14 protein-coding genes are annotated in these 16,138 nt (G+C 62.6%); 8 read left to right on the top strand and 6 right to left on the bottom strand.

Features of this window, described 5'->3' with window-relative positions; translation table 11 throughout:
• Positions 1–49: 49 nt before the first annotated feature.
• The gene (locus M1D51_RS04955; protein ID WP_458108754.1) at positions 50–2,269 is read left to right on the top strand and encodes a S9 family peptidase; all 2,220 of its coding nucleotides are present in this window, start codon (positions 50–52) and stop codon (positions 2,267–2,269) included.
• Between the two features lie 13 nt (positions 2,270–2,282).
• On the opposite strand, the gene M1D51_RS04950 is transcribed toward M1D51_RS04955, so the two are convergent.
• Entirely contained in the window at positions 2,283–3,092 is an 810-nt protein-coding gene (locus M1D51_RS04950) for a class I SAM-dependent methyltransferase (RefSeq protein WP_458108753.1), read from the bottom strand.
• Positions 3,093–3,111: 19 nt separating this feature from the next.
• Entirely contained in the window at positions 3,112–3,495 is a 384-nt protein-coding gene (locus M1D51_RS04945; RefSeq protein ID WP_458108752.1) for a DUF7793 family protein, read from the bottom strand.
• A 216-nt stretch (positions 3,496–3,711) separates the two neighbouring features.
• Here M1D51_RS04945 and M1D51_RS04940 point away from each other — a divergent pair, with 216 nt between their 5' ends.
• Positions 3,712–5,349 (top strand): ATP-binding protein, encoded by a 1,638-nt coding sequence (locus M1D51_RS04940; RefSeq protein ID WP_458108751.1) that lies wholly within the window; start codon positions 3,712–3,714, stop codon positions 5,347–5,349.
• A gap of 164 nt (positions 5,350–5,513) precedes the next feature.
• On the opposite strand, the gene M1D51_RS04935 is transcribed toward M1D51_RS04940, so the two are convergent.
• Positions 5,514–5,684 (bottom strand): hypothetical protein, encoded by a 171-nt coding sequence (locus M1D51_RS04935; RefSeq protein ID WP_172323700.1) that lies wholly within the window; start codon positions 5,682–5,684, stop codon positions 5,514–5,516.
• A gap of 107 nt (positions 5,685–5,791) precedes the next feature.
• Between M1D51_RS04935 and M1D51_RS04930 the strand changes: the two genes are divergently transcribed.
• Entirely contained in the window at positions 5,792–6,844 is a 1,053-nt protein-coding gene (locus M1D51_RS04930) for a hypothetical protein (RefSeq protein ID WP_458108750.1), read from the top strand.
• 2 nt (positions 6,845–6,846) lie between these two features.
• Positions 6,847–8,400, top strand: a complete 1,554-nt coding sequence (locus M1D51_RS04925) for a putative bifunctional diguanylate cyclase/phosphodiesterase (RefSeq protein WP_458108749.1) — start codon at positions 6,847–6,849, stop codon at positions 8,398–8,400.
• On the opposite strand, the gene M1D51_RS04920 is transcribed toward M1D51_RS04925, so the two are convergent.
• A complete protein-coding gene (locus tag M1D51_RS04920) occupies positions 8,393–8,971 on the bottom strand; it encodes a GNAT family N-acetyltransferase (RefSeq protein ID WP_172323703.1) in 579 nt (192 codons plus the stop codon). The two genes, M1D51_RS04925 and M1D51_RS04920, sit on opposite strands and share 8 nt — an antisense overlap.
• 108 nt (positions 8,972–9,079) lie before the next feature.
• Between M1D51_RS04920 and M1D51_RS04915 the strand changes: the two genes are divergently transcribed.
• The 4 genes from M1D51_RS04915 (at position 9,080) to M1D51_RS04900 (ending at position 12,713) form a co-directional block, all read left to right on the top strand.
• Positions 9,080–9,538 (top strand): hotdog fold thioesterase, encoded by a 459-nt coding sequence (locus M1D51_RS04915; RefSeq protein ID WP_458108748.1) that lies wholly within the window; start codon positions 9,080–9,082, stop codon positions 9,536–9,538.
• A gap of 7 nt (positions 9,539–9,545) precedes the next feature.
• Positions 9,546–10,889, top strand: coding sequence for a phenylacetate--CoA ligase PaaK (gene paaK / locus M1D51_RS04910; RefSeq protein WP_458108747.1), 1,344 nt, complete (start codon positions 9,546–9,548; stop codon positions 10,887–10,889).
• 36 nt (positions 10,890–10,925) lie between these two features.
• Positions 10,926–11,528 carry a TetR/AcrR family transcriptional regulator gene (locus M1D51_RS04905; protein WP_091470557.1) on the top strand — a complete coding sequence of 201 codons (603 nt, stop codon included), beginning with the start codon at positions 10,926–10,928 and terminating at the stop codon, positions 11,526–11,528.
• Between the two features lie 405 nt (positions 11,529–11,933).
• Positions 11,934–12,713: a hypothetical protein gene (locus M1D51_RS04900; protein ID WP_458108746.1), complete on the top strand. Its 780-nt coding sequence runs from the start codon at positions 11,934–11,936 to the stop codon at positions 12,711–12,713.
• A 198-nt stretch (positions 12,714–12,911) separates the two neighbouring features.
• Here the strand turns inward: M1D51_RS04900 and paaZ are convergent, their stop codons facing one another.
• Positions 12,912–15,011, bottom strand: coding sequence for a phenylacetic acid degradation bifunctional protein PaaZ (gene paaZ / locus M1D51_RS04895; RefSeq protein ID WP_458108745.1), 2,100 nt, complete (start codon positions 15,009–15,011; stop codon positions 12,912–12,914).
• 139 nt (positions 15,012–15,150) lie between these two features.
• Complete coding sequence (locus M1D51_RS04890; RefSeq protein ID WP_458108744.1) at positions 15,151–16,134, bottom strand: glycosyltransferase family 2 protein; 984 nt, start codon at positions 16,132–16,134, stop codon at positions 15,151–15,153.
• Positions 16,135–16,138: the final 4 nt, after the last annotated feature.

The raw sequence follows: 16,138 nt of genomic DNA, 5'->3' as shown, positions 1-16,138 counted from the left end.
TGAGCGAAATTGCTGGTTCCTTGTCTGAGCCCGTCTATAGAGTGGCCACATGAGCCACACATCTTCCGTCCCTGCCACTGCTCCGGAATCAGCAGCGGTGCCTCCTGTCGCCAAGCGGGTCCCCATGCGCCGTGAACACCACGGCGATGTTTTTGTGGACAACTACGAGTGGCTCAGGGACAAGGAATCCGCCGAGGTGGTGGACCTCCTGAAAGCTGAAAACGCCTACCAGGAAGCTGTTACCGCGCACCAGGAGCCCTTGCGTGAAGCCATGTTCCAGGAGATCAAGGGCCGTACCCAGGAAACGGATCTGTCCGTGCCCAGCCGCAAAGACGGCTGGTGGTACTACAGCCGCTCGGTGGAGGGCAAGGAGTACAGCATCCAATGCCGCGTCCAGGCCCACAACACCGGGGACCCAGTGGCGGACTGGACACCCCCGTCGGTGGAACCCGGGGTAGCGATCGACGGCGAGCAGGTCATCCTGGACGGAAACGTCGAAGCTGAGGGCCAACCGTTCTTCAGCGTTGGCGGTGCCGCGGTGACGGTGGACGGCAACCTCTATGCCTACGCTGTGGACAACTCGGGTGATGAACGGTTCACCCTCAGGATCAAGGACCTGCGCACCGGCGAACTCCTCCCGGACGTCATCGAGGACATCTTCTACGGTGTAGCTTTTTCCCCCGATGGCACGCGCCTCTTCTACACCGTGGTGGATGATTCATGGCGTCCATATCAGGTGAAGGCCCACGTCTTGGGCACGCCGGTGGCCGAGGATGAGGTTCTCTACCAGGAGGACGACGTCGCCATGTGGCTTGGGTTCGATCTCTCCGCAGATCGTCGCCACCTGGTTCTGAGCATCGGCTGCTCGGAGTTCAGTGAGACCCGCCTGCTCCGCTTCGACGATTACGCAGCAGGACTCACCACGGTGATCTCCCGCGACCACCACGTTCTCTACGAGGCAGAGCCCTTCCTCCTGGATGGCCGGGAAACTCTGCTCCTGACCCACAACAAGGACGCCATCAACTCGATGGTGAGCCTGGTGGACCCCGCTGAGCTCAGCAAGCCGCTGACAGAACAACTCTGGCGGACCGTCGTCGAACATTCCGACGACGTCCGGGTCAACGGCGCCGGCGTGACGTCCACCCACGTGGTCCTTTCCGTCCGCAAGGACACTATTGAGCGCGTCCAGGTTCTGCCCTTGGCCGGTCTCGGCACCGATACCCAGGGAGCACCCGTGGAGCCGGCCTTCGAAGAAGAGCTCTACACCGCCGGGGTGGCAGGTTCGGATTATGAGGCTCCCGTGATCCGCATGGGCTACACCTCCTACTTCACGCCCTCGCGCGTGTACGACTTCGTCCTCCCCACGGCCGGCCTGCCTTCGGGCCAACTGCTGCTCCGCAAGGAAAGCCCGGTCCTGGGCGGCTACTCAGCGCAGGATTACGTGGCCACCCGCGAATGGGCAACGGCCGACGACGGCACCCGGGTACCGCTGTCAGTGCTGCGTCATGCATCGGTCCAGCAGGATGGCAGGAACGCCGGGCTGGTGTACGGCTATGGCTCCTACGAAATGAGTATGGACCCCGGATTCGGTGTGGCCCGGTTGTCCCTCCTGGACCGTGGCATCATCATGGTGATCGCCCACATCCGTGGCGGCGGCGAACTCGGCCGCCAGTGGTACGAGGACGGCAAGAAGCTCACCAAGAAAAACACCTTCACGGACTTCATCGCCGCAACGGACTGGCTCGCGGGATCGGGCTGGGTTGACCCGTCGCGCATCGCGGCGATGGGTGGATCAGCCGGCGGATTGCTCATGGGCGCGGTGGCCAACATGGCCCCGGAAAAGTACGCAGCAGTGGTGGCACAGGTGCCGTTCGTGGATGCTTTGACCACCATTCTGGATCCTGAACTTCCGTTGTCCGCACTGGAATGGGAGGAATGGGGCAACCCCATCACCGATCCCGAGGCCTACGCCTACATGAAGTCCTACACTCCGTACGAGAATGTGGGGGCTGTGGCCTACCCCAAGATCGCCGCGGTGACATCCTTCAACGACACCCGGGTGCTGTACGTCGAGCCGGCCAAGTGGGTCCAGGCACTGCGCTCAGTGTCCACCGGTTCGGAGCCCATTGTCATGAAGATCGAAATGGACGGCGGACACGGCGGAGCCTCGGGCCGGTACGTCCAATGGCGTGAACGGGCCTGGGATTACGCCTTCGTCGCCGACTCCCTTGGAGCCACTGAGCTCCTTCCGGGTGCCGGCCTGAAGTAGGAGTTTTGTACTCTTAGGGTTGGCTGGCCCTGAGCATCGCATAGTAGCCCGGGATCAGTTCCGGGGCCGAGGGATTGCTCAGGGGGCGCGTCTCGATGCTCGTTGAGCCCTCCTCCACAAGGGTCCATTCCGAGGCCGGGAAGGCCTTCGACCGTTGGGCAGCCCCGAACCTGCCAGGCATTGGCAGTTCCTTGATGGCCCACTCCAGCGGGGCCGGGATGGAATGACGGGTGGCGCCAAGATGGCTCACATAGTCCACAGGCGTGCCTGGGAAGTTGGTCTCTGCGAGGAAGACACCGCCGCGGGTCCCGACGACGGGCAGCAGGTTCGCGGCCAAGGCTGAGCGTCCGTCCCGGTCCAGAACGTGCAAAACACCACGGATGAAGACGTTCGCGTCCCCGGTCCAGCCCGCAGCTTCAAGTGCCGTTGCAACCGTGCGGGCAGCGTCAGGTGCCGTCATGTCGCAAACTGCAAAGGACGCCGTCGTGATTCCTGCTGACTCTTGCTTCGCCCGGTCAACGGCGTTGGCAGAGTAATCGAGTCCCAGCGCATGCGGGAAGTGTCCGGCCAGCAGACGGGTGAGGCTGCCATTGCCGCATCCGACGTCCACCACCGGCAACGAACGGTCCAGCTTCGCCATCTTGGGGAGGTACCCGTTGAGTTCGTGGTCGCTTCCCGAGTCCCAGAGGACATCGCCCGTGGCGCCGGTGGAGCGGATATCGCCCCAGAACTGCTCCCAGGCAGTACGGGGATCCTTGGGCGCAGCGGAAGAGAGCCTGATGAGGCGGGGAATCAACAGGTACTTCTGCAGGGCGCTGAACATTCTCCAAATATATGTGGCGCTAGGCCTCTACCAGCCAATCCAACGCCTCTGTTTCGGAGGTGAAAAACTTGGTGGGGCACGGTGGTTTCATGATGCCAAGGAAAAAGTTGGCAATGACCCTGTCCACCGGAGATGAGCCCCACAGCGCGATCCGGTTCGCCTGGCAAGGTTTGGCAAACACCGATCGGGCACCGCGGGTGACGTCATCGGTGGTGGCCATGTCCACGATCATGGGATGACGGTCCTCGCCGCAGAGTTCGTTCACCCGGTCCATGGCCCGCTGGGCGTCGGATTCCCTGATCCTGGCTCCGCGAGGCCACGTCAGGCGAAGGATGCCCGGTTCTTCAAGCTCCAGGTCAAATGACACATCCTGGTGATCCTGGGGTGTTGCTGGGTGGTCCACAGTGCTCCTCGCTGGTTGTTGCTGTTGCAGGGAAGGCGGGCGGTGCTCCCCCGCTGACAACCTCAAGGCTGTCGAATCCCCAGGTCAAAGTAAAGGTGTGGCCCAGGACTCATCGAGTACATTTCGGCAACGGTCACCCTTGTCCGCAATGCCGCTGATAGTGTGTTGCCACATCATGAATCACCGCGAATGAAACGTTGGAACGGAAGGGGCTCAATGGGCGAGACCGTTGCCGGCGTACAGCATGCCCGCTCCGCAGTAGTGGCGGATTCAGACAAGGACCGTTTGGCCACCACGACGACTGCCCTTGCCGCAGCGGGATTCGACGTTTCCCAGGCCTTGGATGCCGCGGCCCTGGCCTCACACCTCCAGCACCACAACCCCTCGGTGGCGGTGGTTGAGAGCTCCCTGGCGCATGGACTCCGCAGCCCGGGCGTCCCCATGCTGCTGATCCTGGCTCCCCGGGAATCCGTGGACCTCCAGGAAGTGGAGTCCTGGCGCGTCGCTGACTACATCATCAGCCCAGTGCAGTCCGGGGAACTGGTTCACCGGGTGGAAACCCTGATCGGCCGGGCCGCTGAACGCTCCCGTTCGCGCGGTGAAATCGAAGCGTTGCGCGAAAGCCTCCGTAATGTCTCATCTGCCATCCGGGAGACCAACGATCCCCAATTGATCGCGGACCACGTGGTGCGGGGATTCGGTGAGGCGCTGGACGTTGACCACGTCTGGTTCGCTACCTTCCGCGACGAACGCGTTCCCAGCATTCGTGCACAGTGGAACCGCCCCGGCCTTCCGATGCTTCCCGCGAGGCTGGGCGAGAGTGAAGACGCCATCACCGAGGCGGCCAACAAATTGTGGGCAGACGCCGATGTTTTGGCGGTGGAAGACCACCGCGATGACCCCGACTCCGGAATTGCCAAGGCTTTGCGGGAATGGTCCGGCGAGCTCAACCCTGTCTCCACCGTCCTTCTGCCCGTGGGTGAAGGCGGGTCCGCCATGGGTATCATCCTGCTCTCCACTGTCCAGGAGCGCCACGATTGGACCCGTCCCGAGATCGCGCTGATGCAGCATGTGGCCGGAAATGTGGCCCACGGGCTCATCCAAGGCCACCTCATCAGCGCCCAACAGCGGGTCCTGCACCAACTGAGGCAGTTGGACAAGGCCAAGACGGACTTCCTGGCCACTGTCAACCACGAACTCCGGACCCCCCTGACCTCCATCACCGCTTATCTGGACATGATCCAGGACGGATCCGGCGGGCCGGTCCCTGACGGCATCAGGAAGATGCTGGACGTCATTGCCCGCAACTCCACTCGTCTCCGCAGGCTCATCGAGGACATGCTCACGGTGTCCATGCAGGACGGCAGCAACCTGGATCTCAAACCGGTGGATATTGCCAAACTCCTCCAGGTGGTAGTAGCCACGCTTAGGCCACTGGCCGAATCCCGCCATGTCTCGTTGTCCTTCACCGAAGGTACCGACGACATCGAAGTCACGGCCGATGAAGCCAAGCTGGAACAGGTCTTCACCAACATCGTGGCCAACGCCATCAAGTTCACCCCCGAGGGCGGCCGCGTGGGCATTACCAGCTCCGTTTCGGACTCCGAGGGCGGAGGGCTGGCGCTGGTCAAGATCGCAGATAACGGCTTGGGCATTCCCGAGCATGATCTGCCCCATATCTTCACCCGCTTCTACCGGGCTTCCAACGCCACCTCAGCAGCGGTCCCCGGCAGTGGCCTTGGATTGGCCATAGCGCACGACATCATCAGCCGCCATATGGGCCGTCTTCTCCTGGATTCCACTTTGGGCTCCGGCACCACGGTCTCCGTCGAATTGCCGGTGGTCGGGCCCTGATCACGCCTCGATTCCGGCTGTGACAGCCCTGTCAATGTGAGCCCCCTGCTAGTGCTCTGCGGTCACAAATGCTCGACATACTGTGAAATAAAAATTGATGCCCCGGGCAGCAGCCCAGGGCATCAATTGACGTTATGTGGCCTTGAGAGGCGCTCCCCCAATGTTTAGTTTGGCCACCAACCGATGCTGGTGGTGTTCGTCTTGGTGGTGGTGTAGCTGTTAGGCCACCAGCCGATTGCTGTGCTGTCCTGCGTAGGCTCGGCGTTAGCCGGGGCAGCGAAACCCGTTACTGCCAGAACCGCCGCCATGAGCAGGGTTGCCGCAAATTTTTTCATCCGCTATGCCCTTTCGTACTGATGCGAATTTGTTGTCTGTGACTTGAATAAAGTCACGGTGCAAACTATACGAGCTTTTCTTCCGCAATGACATGGATAATGGGCACATGCAAAGTCCGCACCTCGCCTCCCATCTCGTTGCCGGCCTGACCGCGCGCGCCAAATGGAAGGAACGGGACTTCGACGAGGCGTACCGCCTGGCGGGCGAGGCTGCCGGGCTGGCCACAGACGCCGGAGATGACGAGTCCTGGTGGAACATGCGGTACCTGCAAGCAGAGTGCCTCCGGGACCAAGGCCGCATTGAGGAATACCTCAGCGTCGCCCTGGAGCTCAACGACCACAGCCTGACATCGTCCTCGCCCGAGCTCGGAGCCAAAGCGGGAACCATGGTCGCCGTAGCATTCCAAGGCTTGGGCAGGCTCCCTGAGGCCGCCACCATGGCCGCTGACGCGGCGAAACTCGCTGCGCGCGACGCCGAACTGCTGTACGTCCAGATCCTCGCCCAGCGAGCACTGATTGCCGCGCTGGCGGAGAGCCGGCTCCTTGACGATGCCTGGCGGGAATGCCTCGTGCTTGAAACCCTGCTCACCGATGACGTCGATGAAGACACCGCAGGCAAGGGTTATTGGGTGATCGGAAACGTTGCTTTCCTTGCCAATCGGGTCAACGACGGCGGGCGATATCACGATCTCGCGGCCGAAAGGCTCTCACCGTCCAAAGACGTTGATTTGTGGGCGCGATTCAACCGGGCATCAGCGGAAATGCGTCTCCAGGCAAAACTCAGTGACGCAGCTACGCTCCGTTGCATTGAAAGGGCCGAGCTTGCCACCGATATTGTGGGCGGCTCCGAACGGGACCACCTGGAAATGTCGTTGGTCCGAGCCCATTGGTATTTCCTCGGCGGTGATATGCAGCAGGCAACAGCGATCCTCGAACCCCTGTGCGCCCGCTCCTCCATTCTGGCCACTCAAACCTCGGCTGAAGCACATTTCCTTCTGGCCCGGGCACTGCTCGCGTCCGCTCGACGGCCGGACTCCCTGGCCATTTTCGAGGAAGCTGCCGCACTGTTCGAACAGGCTGCGTTGCCTGAACGCAGTGACGCCGTGAGGGAGTATCTTCGTCATAGCGACGAACAACGAGGCCGGCCACACGGGGAGTGAGCATGTCCGAAGGAAAGATGTACTCCGGCGACGATCCACGCCTGGGGTTCCTCCTGGAGGGCATCGTCAAGCTTGCAGCAGGTGACCTTAACACCAGGATCGAAGTCTCAGACGCACGCGATGAAATCGACGCCGTGATCATGGGCACCAACCTCCTGGCCGAGGACCTGCAGATCGTTTACGAAGAGCTCGAGCAACGGGTCCAGGCACGGACCCGGCAGCTTAATGAAGCCCACCTGGCGATGCAGCACATGGCCATGACCGATCCCCTGACAGGCTTGAACAACCGCTCCGCCTTTGCCACGGCCCTCAGTGAAGCCCAAGCCAGCGGGGCGGAGAGCGGCCGGAAAGCGGCCATTCTCCTCCTGGACATGGACGGCTTCAAGGCCATCAATGACTCCTTGGGGCACACCATCGGGGACAAGGTCCTGGAAACAGTAGCGGCCCGGATCAGCGGCGCCGTGCGGGGCCAGGACATGGTGGCCCGCATGGGCGGCGACGAGTTCGCCGTGCTCATTCCCGACGTCACCCAAGCAGCAGCTGCCTCCATTGGCAACCGGATTCTCGCTGCCGTGATCGGCCCCATGGAGATTGAAGGCCAACACCTGCGATGCGGTGCCAGCATGGGCCTCCGGATGGCCGACCCCGGCCACCGCGCGGAGGAACTGATGATGGAAGCGGACATCGCCATGTACGAGTCCAAAGCTGACGGTCGGGGGAAGCTCAAGGTCTTCGAGCCGGCCATGCTTCACACCCGGCAGATGCGGAACCAGCTGGTGGGCGAACTCAAAGAAGCAATCACCGGCTCGCAGTTGGTGCTGTTCTACCAGCCCATCATCCGGCTGGATACACGTGAAATCGAAGGGGTGGAAGCGCTGGTCCGCTGGAACCACCCCACCCGCGGACTCATCATGCCTGACCAGTTCATCCCCATTGCCGAGGAAACGGGCATGATTTCCGATCTCGGCACCTGGGTGCTCCGCACCGCCGTCGAGCAGTTGAAGCAATGGCGCAACGACCCCCTCACATCAGGGCACAACTTCAGCATGCGCATCAACGTTTCAGCTCCGGACCTGCAGCGGCTGGAATTCATTGAAGACGTCCGCGAGGCCTTGGCCTCCGCGGAACTGGACCCATCGCTCCTGGTCCTGGAACTGACCGAAAGCGCTGTCATTCAAGGCAATGACCTGGATCGCTACACGCTCAACAGCCTGCGCCGATTGGGTGTGGGACTGGAAATCGACGACTTCGGCACCGGCTACTCGTCCATCAGCTACCTTCGCCAACTCCCGGTGGACACGGTCAAAGTGGACCGCACCCTCCTCTCAGCCCTGGGCAGCGACCCCGCGCAACCGGCGCTGCTGGCCGCAGTGCTGCAGTTGATCCGTGCCTGTGGGTTGGCCGCGGTATGGGAAGGAATCGAGACTGCCGAACAGGCCGAATACCTCCTCAGCATCGGGTGTACCAGCGGCCAAGGGTACTACTTCAGCAGGCCCCTGCCGGAGGCGCAGTTGACCGAACAGCTGAAGCACCACAAGACGTGGCCCGTCAGCTGATGCTCCGTGTCCATGGGTGGTGCCGGTTGCGCCATTCCGAATCGAGGATCGCGTAGATGTTCTCCGTGGCCCATTGCCCCTTGTAGTGCCAGTTATCCACCAGGGTCGCTTCCAGCCGCATGCCCAAACGCTTGGCGATGCCGGCTGAACCTTCATTGAGGGCGTCGAGCTTGGCGTCCACACGGTGGAAGGACAGGGTCTCGAAGGCCAGCTTCAGCACCGCCTCCGCTGCCTCTGTGGCAATGCCGTGGCCTTGGGCATCCGGGTGAAGAATCCAGCCGACCTCGGCTTGGCCAGTGCCTTCAAGCCATTTCAGTACCACTTCGCCGAGGAGACCGGGCTGGTCCTGGCGTTCGATGGCCAGGCAAATCCAGTCACCCTCCTGCTTGAACTCGAAGTTCGCATAGCGGCCAAGGACTTCCATGGCCTTGGTCCTGGTCAGTTCGTTGCGGAAAAGGAACCTGGCCGTTTCGGGGAGGGATTGGTATCCGTGGAACCTCTCGAGGTCCTCGGCCTCGAAACGGCGCAGAATGAGTCGGTCGGTCATGATGGGAAGCTCAATTTCGGGCATGACTCCGAGGCTACTAGGTGCGGACGAATACTGGTCCAGTCTTGACACGTGACGCGATCTGGGATTACCTAATGAACATTCGGTAAATAAAGCTGGAGGCAATGACGCATGGTTGAAACAACCCTCTCCGGTGCTTCGCACCACATCCTGACGAATGACTACGCGTCGGAATGGATGGGCATCGAGGTCCTCAAGCTCGACGACGGCCACGCCACCATCCGCATGCACCTCCGCCAGGAAATGCTCAACGGATTCGGCATGGCCCACGGCGGAATGATCTTCGCCTTCGGCGACACCGCCTTCGCCCTGGCCTGCAACCCGGCCAACCCCACGGCCAAGCAAGCCGCCAACATCACGGTGGCCTCCGGCGTCGATATCAACTTCATCAAGCCCGCGTTCCAAGGCCAGGTGATCACCGCCGTCGCAAACCGCCGCGCCAGCACCGGGCGCAGCGGCCTGTACGACATCCAGATCTACGCCGCCAACCCCGACGCCGCCCCGGACACCGAGCCCGGGGAACTCATTGCCGAGTTCCGTGGCCGCAGCCGCACCATCTCCAAGAAGTAGGAAACCCATGACGCAGAACACCGTGGCCGCACCCGCAGCTTCCACCTCCGAGGCCCCTGTGCTGGACCGTGAAGAAACCATCTCCCGCGACGAACTCGAAGCCCTCCAGCTCACCCGCCTCCAGCACACAGTGGCGTACGCCTACGATCGCGTGCCGCTGTACAAGCGGAAGTTCGACGAAGCCGGCGTGCACCCCACGGATCTCCGCGAGCTGAGCGACCTCGGCAAGTTCCCTTACACCACCAAGGAAGACCTGCGCCTGGAATACCCGTTCGGGATGTTCGCCGTCCCGCAGGACCAGGTGGCGCGCATCCATGCCAGCTCCGGCACCACCGGCCGCCCTACCGTGGTTGGCTACACCAAGCAGGACCTCGCCAACTGGGCCACCCTGGTGGCCCGCTCCTTCCGCGCATCCGGCGTCCGCCCCGGCATGAAGGTCCACAACGCCTACGGCTATGGCCTCTTCACCGGCGGCCTCGGCGCCCACGCAGGCGCTGAAGCCCTCGGCTGCACCGTCATCCCCATGTCCGGCGGGCAGACCGAACGCCAGATCCAGCTCATCCAGGACTTCAAGCCCGACGCCATTCTGGCCACGCCCACCTACCTGCTGACCATCGCCGACGCCATGGCACACCAGGGCATCGACCCCACGTCCACCTCGCTCAAGTACGCCGTGCTCGGCGCCGAACCGTGGACCGAAGAGATGCGCCACGAACTCGAAGTCACCATGAACATCAAGGCCTCGGATATTTACGGACTCTCCGAGGTCATGGGTCCTGGCGTCGCCGGCGAAGCCGTTGAAACCCAAGACGGCTGCCACATCTGGGAAGACCACTTCCGCCCCGAAATCATCGATCCCTTCGACCACTCCACGGTGCTGGCCGACGGCGAACCCGGCGAACTCGTCTTCACCTCCCTCACCAAGGAGGCGCTGCCGATCATCCGCTACCGCACCAAGGACCTCACCCGCCTGCTGCCGGGCACCGCCCGCCCCGCGCACCGCCGCATGGGCCGCATCACCGGCCGCAGCGACGACATGATCATCCTCCGCGGCGTAAACCTGTTCCCGTCCCAGATCGAGGAAATCGCGCTCCGCATCCCGGAACTCAGCCCGCACTTCCAGCTCGAAATCACCCGCCCCGAAGGCAAGCGCATGGACTCGTTGACGGTGAAGATCGAACGCCGCGAGAACGTTCCGTCCGAGGCAGGCACGACGGCGGCCCACACCTTGCGCGAGCAGATCAAGATTCATGTGGGGTCATCTTGCGTGGTTGACGTTGTTGAGCCGGGTTCCCTTGAGCGGTCCAACGGCAAGCTTCGCCGGATCTACGACATGCGCCCCAAGGGCTGATCACCTCCCCCGTTGAGATCGTGAGAAAATGCCAGCATGCCTACTGAGACCACCACCAAGCGCGGACGGCCCGGTTACGACCAGCAGTCGGTGCTCCGCATCGCCGTCGACGTCTTCAACCGACACGGCTACGACGCAACGTCCATGGGCATCCTGGCTGAGAACCTCGGGATCTCGAAGTCAGCCATCTACCATCACGTGCCGTCCAAGGGCGATCTGCTGAAGCTCGCCCTGGACCACGCACTGGGCGGCCTTGAGGCCATCCTTGAGGAACCGGCCGCCACGTCAGGGCCCGCAGATGCCCGCCTGGAGTTCGTGCTGCGGCAGACCATTGCCGTGCTGGTGGACCGGCTGCCGTTCGTCACGCTTCTGTTGCGGTTGCGGGGCAACACGGAGATCGAGCGGGATGCGTTGGAACGCCGCCGTGCCTTCGACCACAAGGTAGCCGAGTTGATCGCAGCTGCCCGGGAAGACGGGTCGCTGCGCCAGGACATCGATCCCCGCACCGTGACGCGCCTCTTATTCGGCACCATCAACTCGATTGTGGAGTGGTACAAGCCGGGCGGTTCCCTGTCCCCGGAGAAGCTGGCCGATGACGTCATCACCATGGCCTTCGACGGCCTCCACACAGCCGCCTGACCCTCTCCCACCTCCCACTGGCTTCCGGCGCACCCTCTCCCACCTCCCGCTGGCTTCCGGCCGACCGTCTCTCACATCCCGCTGGCTTCCGGCGCACCCTCTCCCACATCCCACTGGCTTCCGGCGAACCCTCTCCCACCTCCCACGCCCTACCGGCGAACCCTCTCCCACCTCCCCGGGCTTCAATCCAACCGCTCGATTGGCCGAATTACGTGTGACAAGACCTTCCCTCAGGGAACAGGTAGAGTTCCTCGGGACGGCGGGCTAAGAACCTGTACCGGAGCAAGACGCGTGCACCGGCCGTAGCGTCACGAACCTACCTGATGCACCACACATAGGTAGTGCTGACTTTTGAGGGGGACGACGTTGGGCAAGTGGCGAAAGTTGATTGGCCTCAGCTGGCCTTTGCTGGCGCTGGTAGTTTCGTACCTTGCGCTGGCGTTACTAGCCAGCGGATTCGACGGAAACCAGCCCCTTTGGGCAAGCCTGGTCTTTTTCGCCCTACTTCTCTGTTGCATCTGGTTCCTGGCGTGGACAGTGGTATCGGTGTTCCGCGTTCTGGCCATGGTGCGCCGCCATTTCGGAATCTATACGAAATCCGAGAAACGGGGATTTGAGACACAACGGATCTTCGCCGATGGCTGGAGCCGCGGAGCGAAACTACTGGAAGTTACGGCAAAAGGGGGCCACGCCCGGACTTACGACACATGGGATGTGGTGTTGCATCCAGACGAAGTGCTGTATCTGGACACTCAGATGCAGTACTCGAGGTTCTACGGAACCGATGCGAGTTATGTTCACACTTCAACGCTCGCGGTCGGTCGGCCGTCATTCGTTATTGGCACTGCGATTGGCAGCGCCGTAGGGAACGCAAGGGCCCGCAATGCGGCCATGGCAGCGGCACAGCCCATGTGGAGGGAACATCAATTTACTCGGACGCTGGCCACCAGCCAACGGATACTGTGCCGGACTGCCACCGGATGGCTGAGTTTCTACTTTGGCGGAGTAGCAGTCTGCCACGCCGAGCCAGAAGCATGGACAATTGGGCTCGAATTCCATGACACCGAGACCCTCAAGCTTCACGGCCCAGATGCGCCGTCGGTATGCGTCATGGTTTTGGCCGCCCTTTACGGCAGCAGCTGCCTGGCCAACCACCCCGCCCTGGGGAACCTGCGCATGAACTGAATGTCCGGCCGGCCAAGGGCATGAGATATGAGAGAGCGAACCCCTCAAGCACGCGGGACGTGAGAGAGCGAACCACTCAAGCACGCGGGACGTGACAGAGCGAACCGCTCAAGCACGCGGGACATGACAGAGCGAACCCCTCAAGCACGCGGGACATGACAGAGCGAACCGCTCAAGCACGCGGGACGTGATAGAGGGTTACTTGTCCACGAGGGTGAGGACGTCGTACGTGGCCACAATCTCGTCGTTCTGGTTGGTCAGGACGGCATCCCAGGCCACCTCGCCGTACTCATAAGTCTCACGAGGCGTGATCTTCTTGGCCGTCAGGGTGACCCGGATGGAGTCGCCCGCAGCCACGGGGGTGATGAAGCGCAGGTTCTCCAGCCCGTAATTGGCCAGGACGGGACCCGGGGCCGGCTCCACAAAGAGCCCGGCAGCCCAGCTCAGCAGCAAATAGCCATGGGCCACGATGCCCGGGAAGAACGGGTTGGCTTCAGCAGCTTCCTGGTTGGTGTGGGCGTAAAACGTATCGCCGGTGGAGTTGGCGAAGGCTGTGATGTCCTCGAGCTTCACCTCGCGCAGTTCGGAGCGAATGGCATCCCCGATCCGCAGGGTGGCCAACGACTTCCGGAACGGGTGCTCGCCTTCAGTTTCCACCGTGAAGTTGCGGTCGGCGCCGGTGTGCCACTGGCCCGTGACGGCAGTCAGCATGTTCGGCGAACCCTGGATGGCGGTGCGCTGCATGTGATGCAGGACTGAGCGGATACCGCCCAGCTCCTCACCGCCACCGGCACGGCCGGGTCCGCCGTGAACCAGGTGCGGCACCGGGGAACCGTGCCCGGTGGAGGAGCGGGCATCTTCCCGGTTGAGCATATGAACGCGGCCGTGGTGGGCTGCGATGCCAAGCACCAGCTCCTGGGCAACTGAGGGATCGTTGGTGCAAACCGAAGCCACCAGTGAGCCGGAGCCCCGGGCTGCGAGGCGCACGGCATCGGCAAGATCCGAATACCCAAGCACGGAGGAAACCGGACCGAATGCCTCGAGCGAGTGCACTTCTTCGGCTTCGGCATCGGACCAGCTCAGGAGCACCGGCGACATGAACGCACCGTCCTCAACCACACCCACGGCCCCGCCGACTGAGGTGACCGACGGCGTGTCCAGGGATCCGTACGCAAGCTCACCACCGGCGTCGAGCATTGACTGAACTGCCGCGCGGACGTCCGCGAGTTGTTCCAGCGACGCAAGCGCGCCCATGGTGACGCCGTCAGCGCGGGGGTCGCCCACCACGACGCGCTCGTTGATGCGGGCACCGACGGCGGCAGCGACCTCGGAGGTCAGCGCCTGCGGAACGATGATGCGGCGGATGGCGGTGCACTTCTGACCGGCTTTGACGGTCATTTCGGTGACAACGGCCTTGACGAAGGCGTCGAACTCGGGCGTTCCGGGAACAGCATCCGGGCCGAGGATCGCGGCGTTGAGGGAGTCGGTCTCAGACGTGAAACGGACGCCACCCTGGACCACGTTCCGGTGGCCCTTCAATGAGTTGGCCGTGGACGCCGAGCCCGTGAAGGAGACGAGATCGCGGTAGTCGAGTTCGTCCAGGATGGTCCGCGCGGAACCGGAGATCAGCTGGAGCGAGCCGGCCGGAAGAATGCCCGATTCAACCATGGCTTTGACGGCGGCGGCGGCAACATAACCGGTAGGCGTGGCGGGCTTCACGATGGTGGGGACACCGGCGAGGAACGCGGGTGCGAACTTCTCCAGCATGCCCCAGACCGGGAAGTTGAAGGCGTTGATCTGCACGGCGACGCCTGGAATGCGGGTGTAGATGTGCTCGCCCGCGAACGAGCCGTCCTTGGAGAGAACCTCCATGGGGCCATCCACCACCACCTGCGAGTTGGGCAGTTCGCGGCGCCCCTTGGAGCCGAACGTGAACAGCACGCCAATGCCGCCATCGATGTCGATCATGTTGTCGATCTTGGTGGCACCGCTCTGCGAAGAGGATTCGTAGAGTTCCTGGCGCCGCCCGTTGAGATACTGGGCAAGCTCCTTGAGCTTGAGGGCGCGCTGGTGGAAGGTCAGCTTCCCGAGTTCGGTTTGGCCCGTTGTTCGCCCGTAATTTACGACGGCGGCAAGGTCCAGTCCGTCGGTGCTCACGTTGGCCAGGACTTCACCGGTGCTGGCATCGCGAACGGGCACCTTCCTGGCATCGGGAGCCGGGGTCCACCAGGCATCCTGAACGTAGCTGGGAACGGTTGCAACGGCTGTGGTTTCCGGGGCGACTGCTGTAGTGGTCATCGTCGACGGGTCCTTCCAAGGCACGTGAAAGCGGCACGGTCCCTGCTGACTGGAGCCAACATTACTGACCGGCCGTTCGGTAATATATACAGGGTACATGAATGCCGGGAAGAGTACAGCAGGTATTTCGTGAGGGACCTTAGCCCCGGCCGCCCAGCTTCTTCGCCAGCAACAACGGCTTCTTCAGGAGCTCCCCCACGCTCGTCCGGGAAATGACCGTCTGGTTCAACGCGTCCAACCGCTCCAGCACATGGTCAAGCTTGGCTCCGGTTTCGTCGAGGCGACGCTGCTGGTCGCGGATGAGCTCCTCCTGTTCAGCCAGGACACGGGTCAGGTACAGCATTCCGCCGAGCCCGCCCTGGGAAATGCCGTCGCGGAGGTGCTGATCGCGGACCAAGGCATCGTAACGGGCGTGCTCCGCAGCCTTGGCGAAAATGCTGTTGCCATCATGACCTTGGGATTCCGGGCGCTGGGACCAGAACGCGAGGGGTTCGCCGTCGAGGAAGCCAACACGCGAGTGGCTGAGGACGCGCAAGTGAAACTCCCAGTCGCCCACCACGGGGAGGTCTTCGTTGTAATAGCCCACGGCGTCGTGGAGGCTTCGGCGGTAAAGGAAGGAAATGGGAACAGCCCGGTTGATTTTCAACATGTCCGCAAGGGTGATCTGCTGCATGTCGGCCCAGAAGATCTCGCGGCGGATCGGCTCAATGCGATCCCCCTTCAGCTCCTCAATGACGATCTCGGTCCGGACCATCACGCCGCTTTCGCCCCCGTGGGCAGGATCGTCCAAGTAGGCCACGGTGTTCTCGAGGAAATTCGGAGCCCAAAAATCGTCGTCGTCGTGGATCACGATGAACTCGCCCGAACCGGCCTTGATTCCGGCATTGGATGCCGCCTCCATGCCCACGGATTCATTGTGGTGGAGCGTGGTGATCCGCTTCCGCTCGTCTTCAGGCCGCTGGGCGGTGAGGTGATCGACGTCGGCCGGGTTGCCGCCGTCGTTCACAATCACCAACTCGAAGTCCTGGAACGACTGCGCAAAGACGTCATCCAGGGCCCGGGCCAGGAAAAGCGGACGGTTTTTGGTTCGGGTCACGATGGTGACGCGGGCACCAGCATTCATGGCG

It is taken from the genome of Arthrobacter sp. R3-55 (assembly GCF_054161505.1).
Note: the sequence above shows the minus strand (reverse complement) of the source record. Positions and strands in the feature narration are given on the sequence as shown.

What these genes read in the sequence shown, in the direction of transcription:
- M1D51_RS04935 (WP_172323700.1), bottom strand. Translation starts at nt 5,684, where the DNA reads ATGAAAAAATTTGCGGCAACCCTGCTCATGGCGGCGGTTCTGGCAGTA.
- M1D51_RS04920 (WP_172323703.1), bottom strand. Translation starts at nt 8,971, where the DNA reads ATGCCCGAAATTGAGCTTCCCATCATGACCGACCGACTCATTCTGCGC.
- paaZ (WP_458108745.1), bottom strand. Translation starts at nt 15,011, where the DNA reads ATGACCACTACAGCAGTCGCCCCGGAAACCACAGCCGTTGCAACCGTT.
- M1D51_RS04950 (WP_458108753.1), bottom strand. Translation starts at nt 3,092, where the DNA reads ATGTTCAGCGCCCTGCAGAAGTACCTGTTGATTCCCCGCCTCATCAGG.
- M1D51_RS04890 (WP_458108744.1), bottom strand. Translation starts at nt 16,134, where the DNA reads ATGAATGCTGGTGCCCGCGTCACCATCGTGACCCGAACCAAAAACCGT.
- M1D51_RS04940 (WP_458108751.1), top strand. Translation starts at nt 3,712, where the DNA reads ATGGGCGAGACCGTTGCCGGCGTACAGCATGCCCGCTCCGCAGTAGTG.
- M1D51_RS04925 (WP_458108749.1), top strand. Translation starts at nt 6,847, where the DNA reads ATGTCCGAAGGAAAGATGTACTCCGGCGACGATCCACGCCTGGGGTTC.
- M1D51_RS04915 (WP_458108748.1), top strand. Translation starts at nt 9,080, where the DNA reads ATGGTTGAAACAACCCTCTCCGGTGCTTCGCACCACATCCTGACGAAT.
- M1D51_RS04955 (WP_458108754.1), top strand. Translation starts at nt 50, where the DNA reads ATGAGCCACACATCTTCCGTCCCTGCCACTGCTCCGGAATCAGCAGCG.
- M1D51_RS04905 (WP_091470557.1), top strand. Translation starts at nt 10,926, where the DNA reads ATGCCTACTGAGACCACCACCAAGCGCGGACGGCCCGGTTACGACCAG.
- M1D51_RS04930 (WP_458108750.1), top strand. Translation starts at nt 5,792, where the DNA reads ATGCAAAGTCCGCACCTCGCCTCCCATCTCGTTGCCGGCCTGACCGCG.
- paaK (WP_458108747.1), top strand. Translation starts at nt 9,546, where the DNA reads ATGACGCAGAACACCGTGGCCGCACCCGCAGCTTCCACCTCCGAGGCC.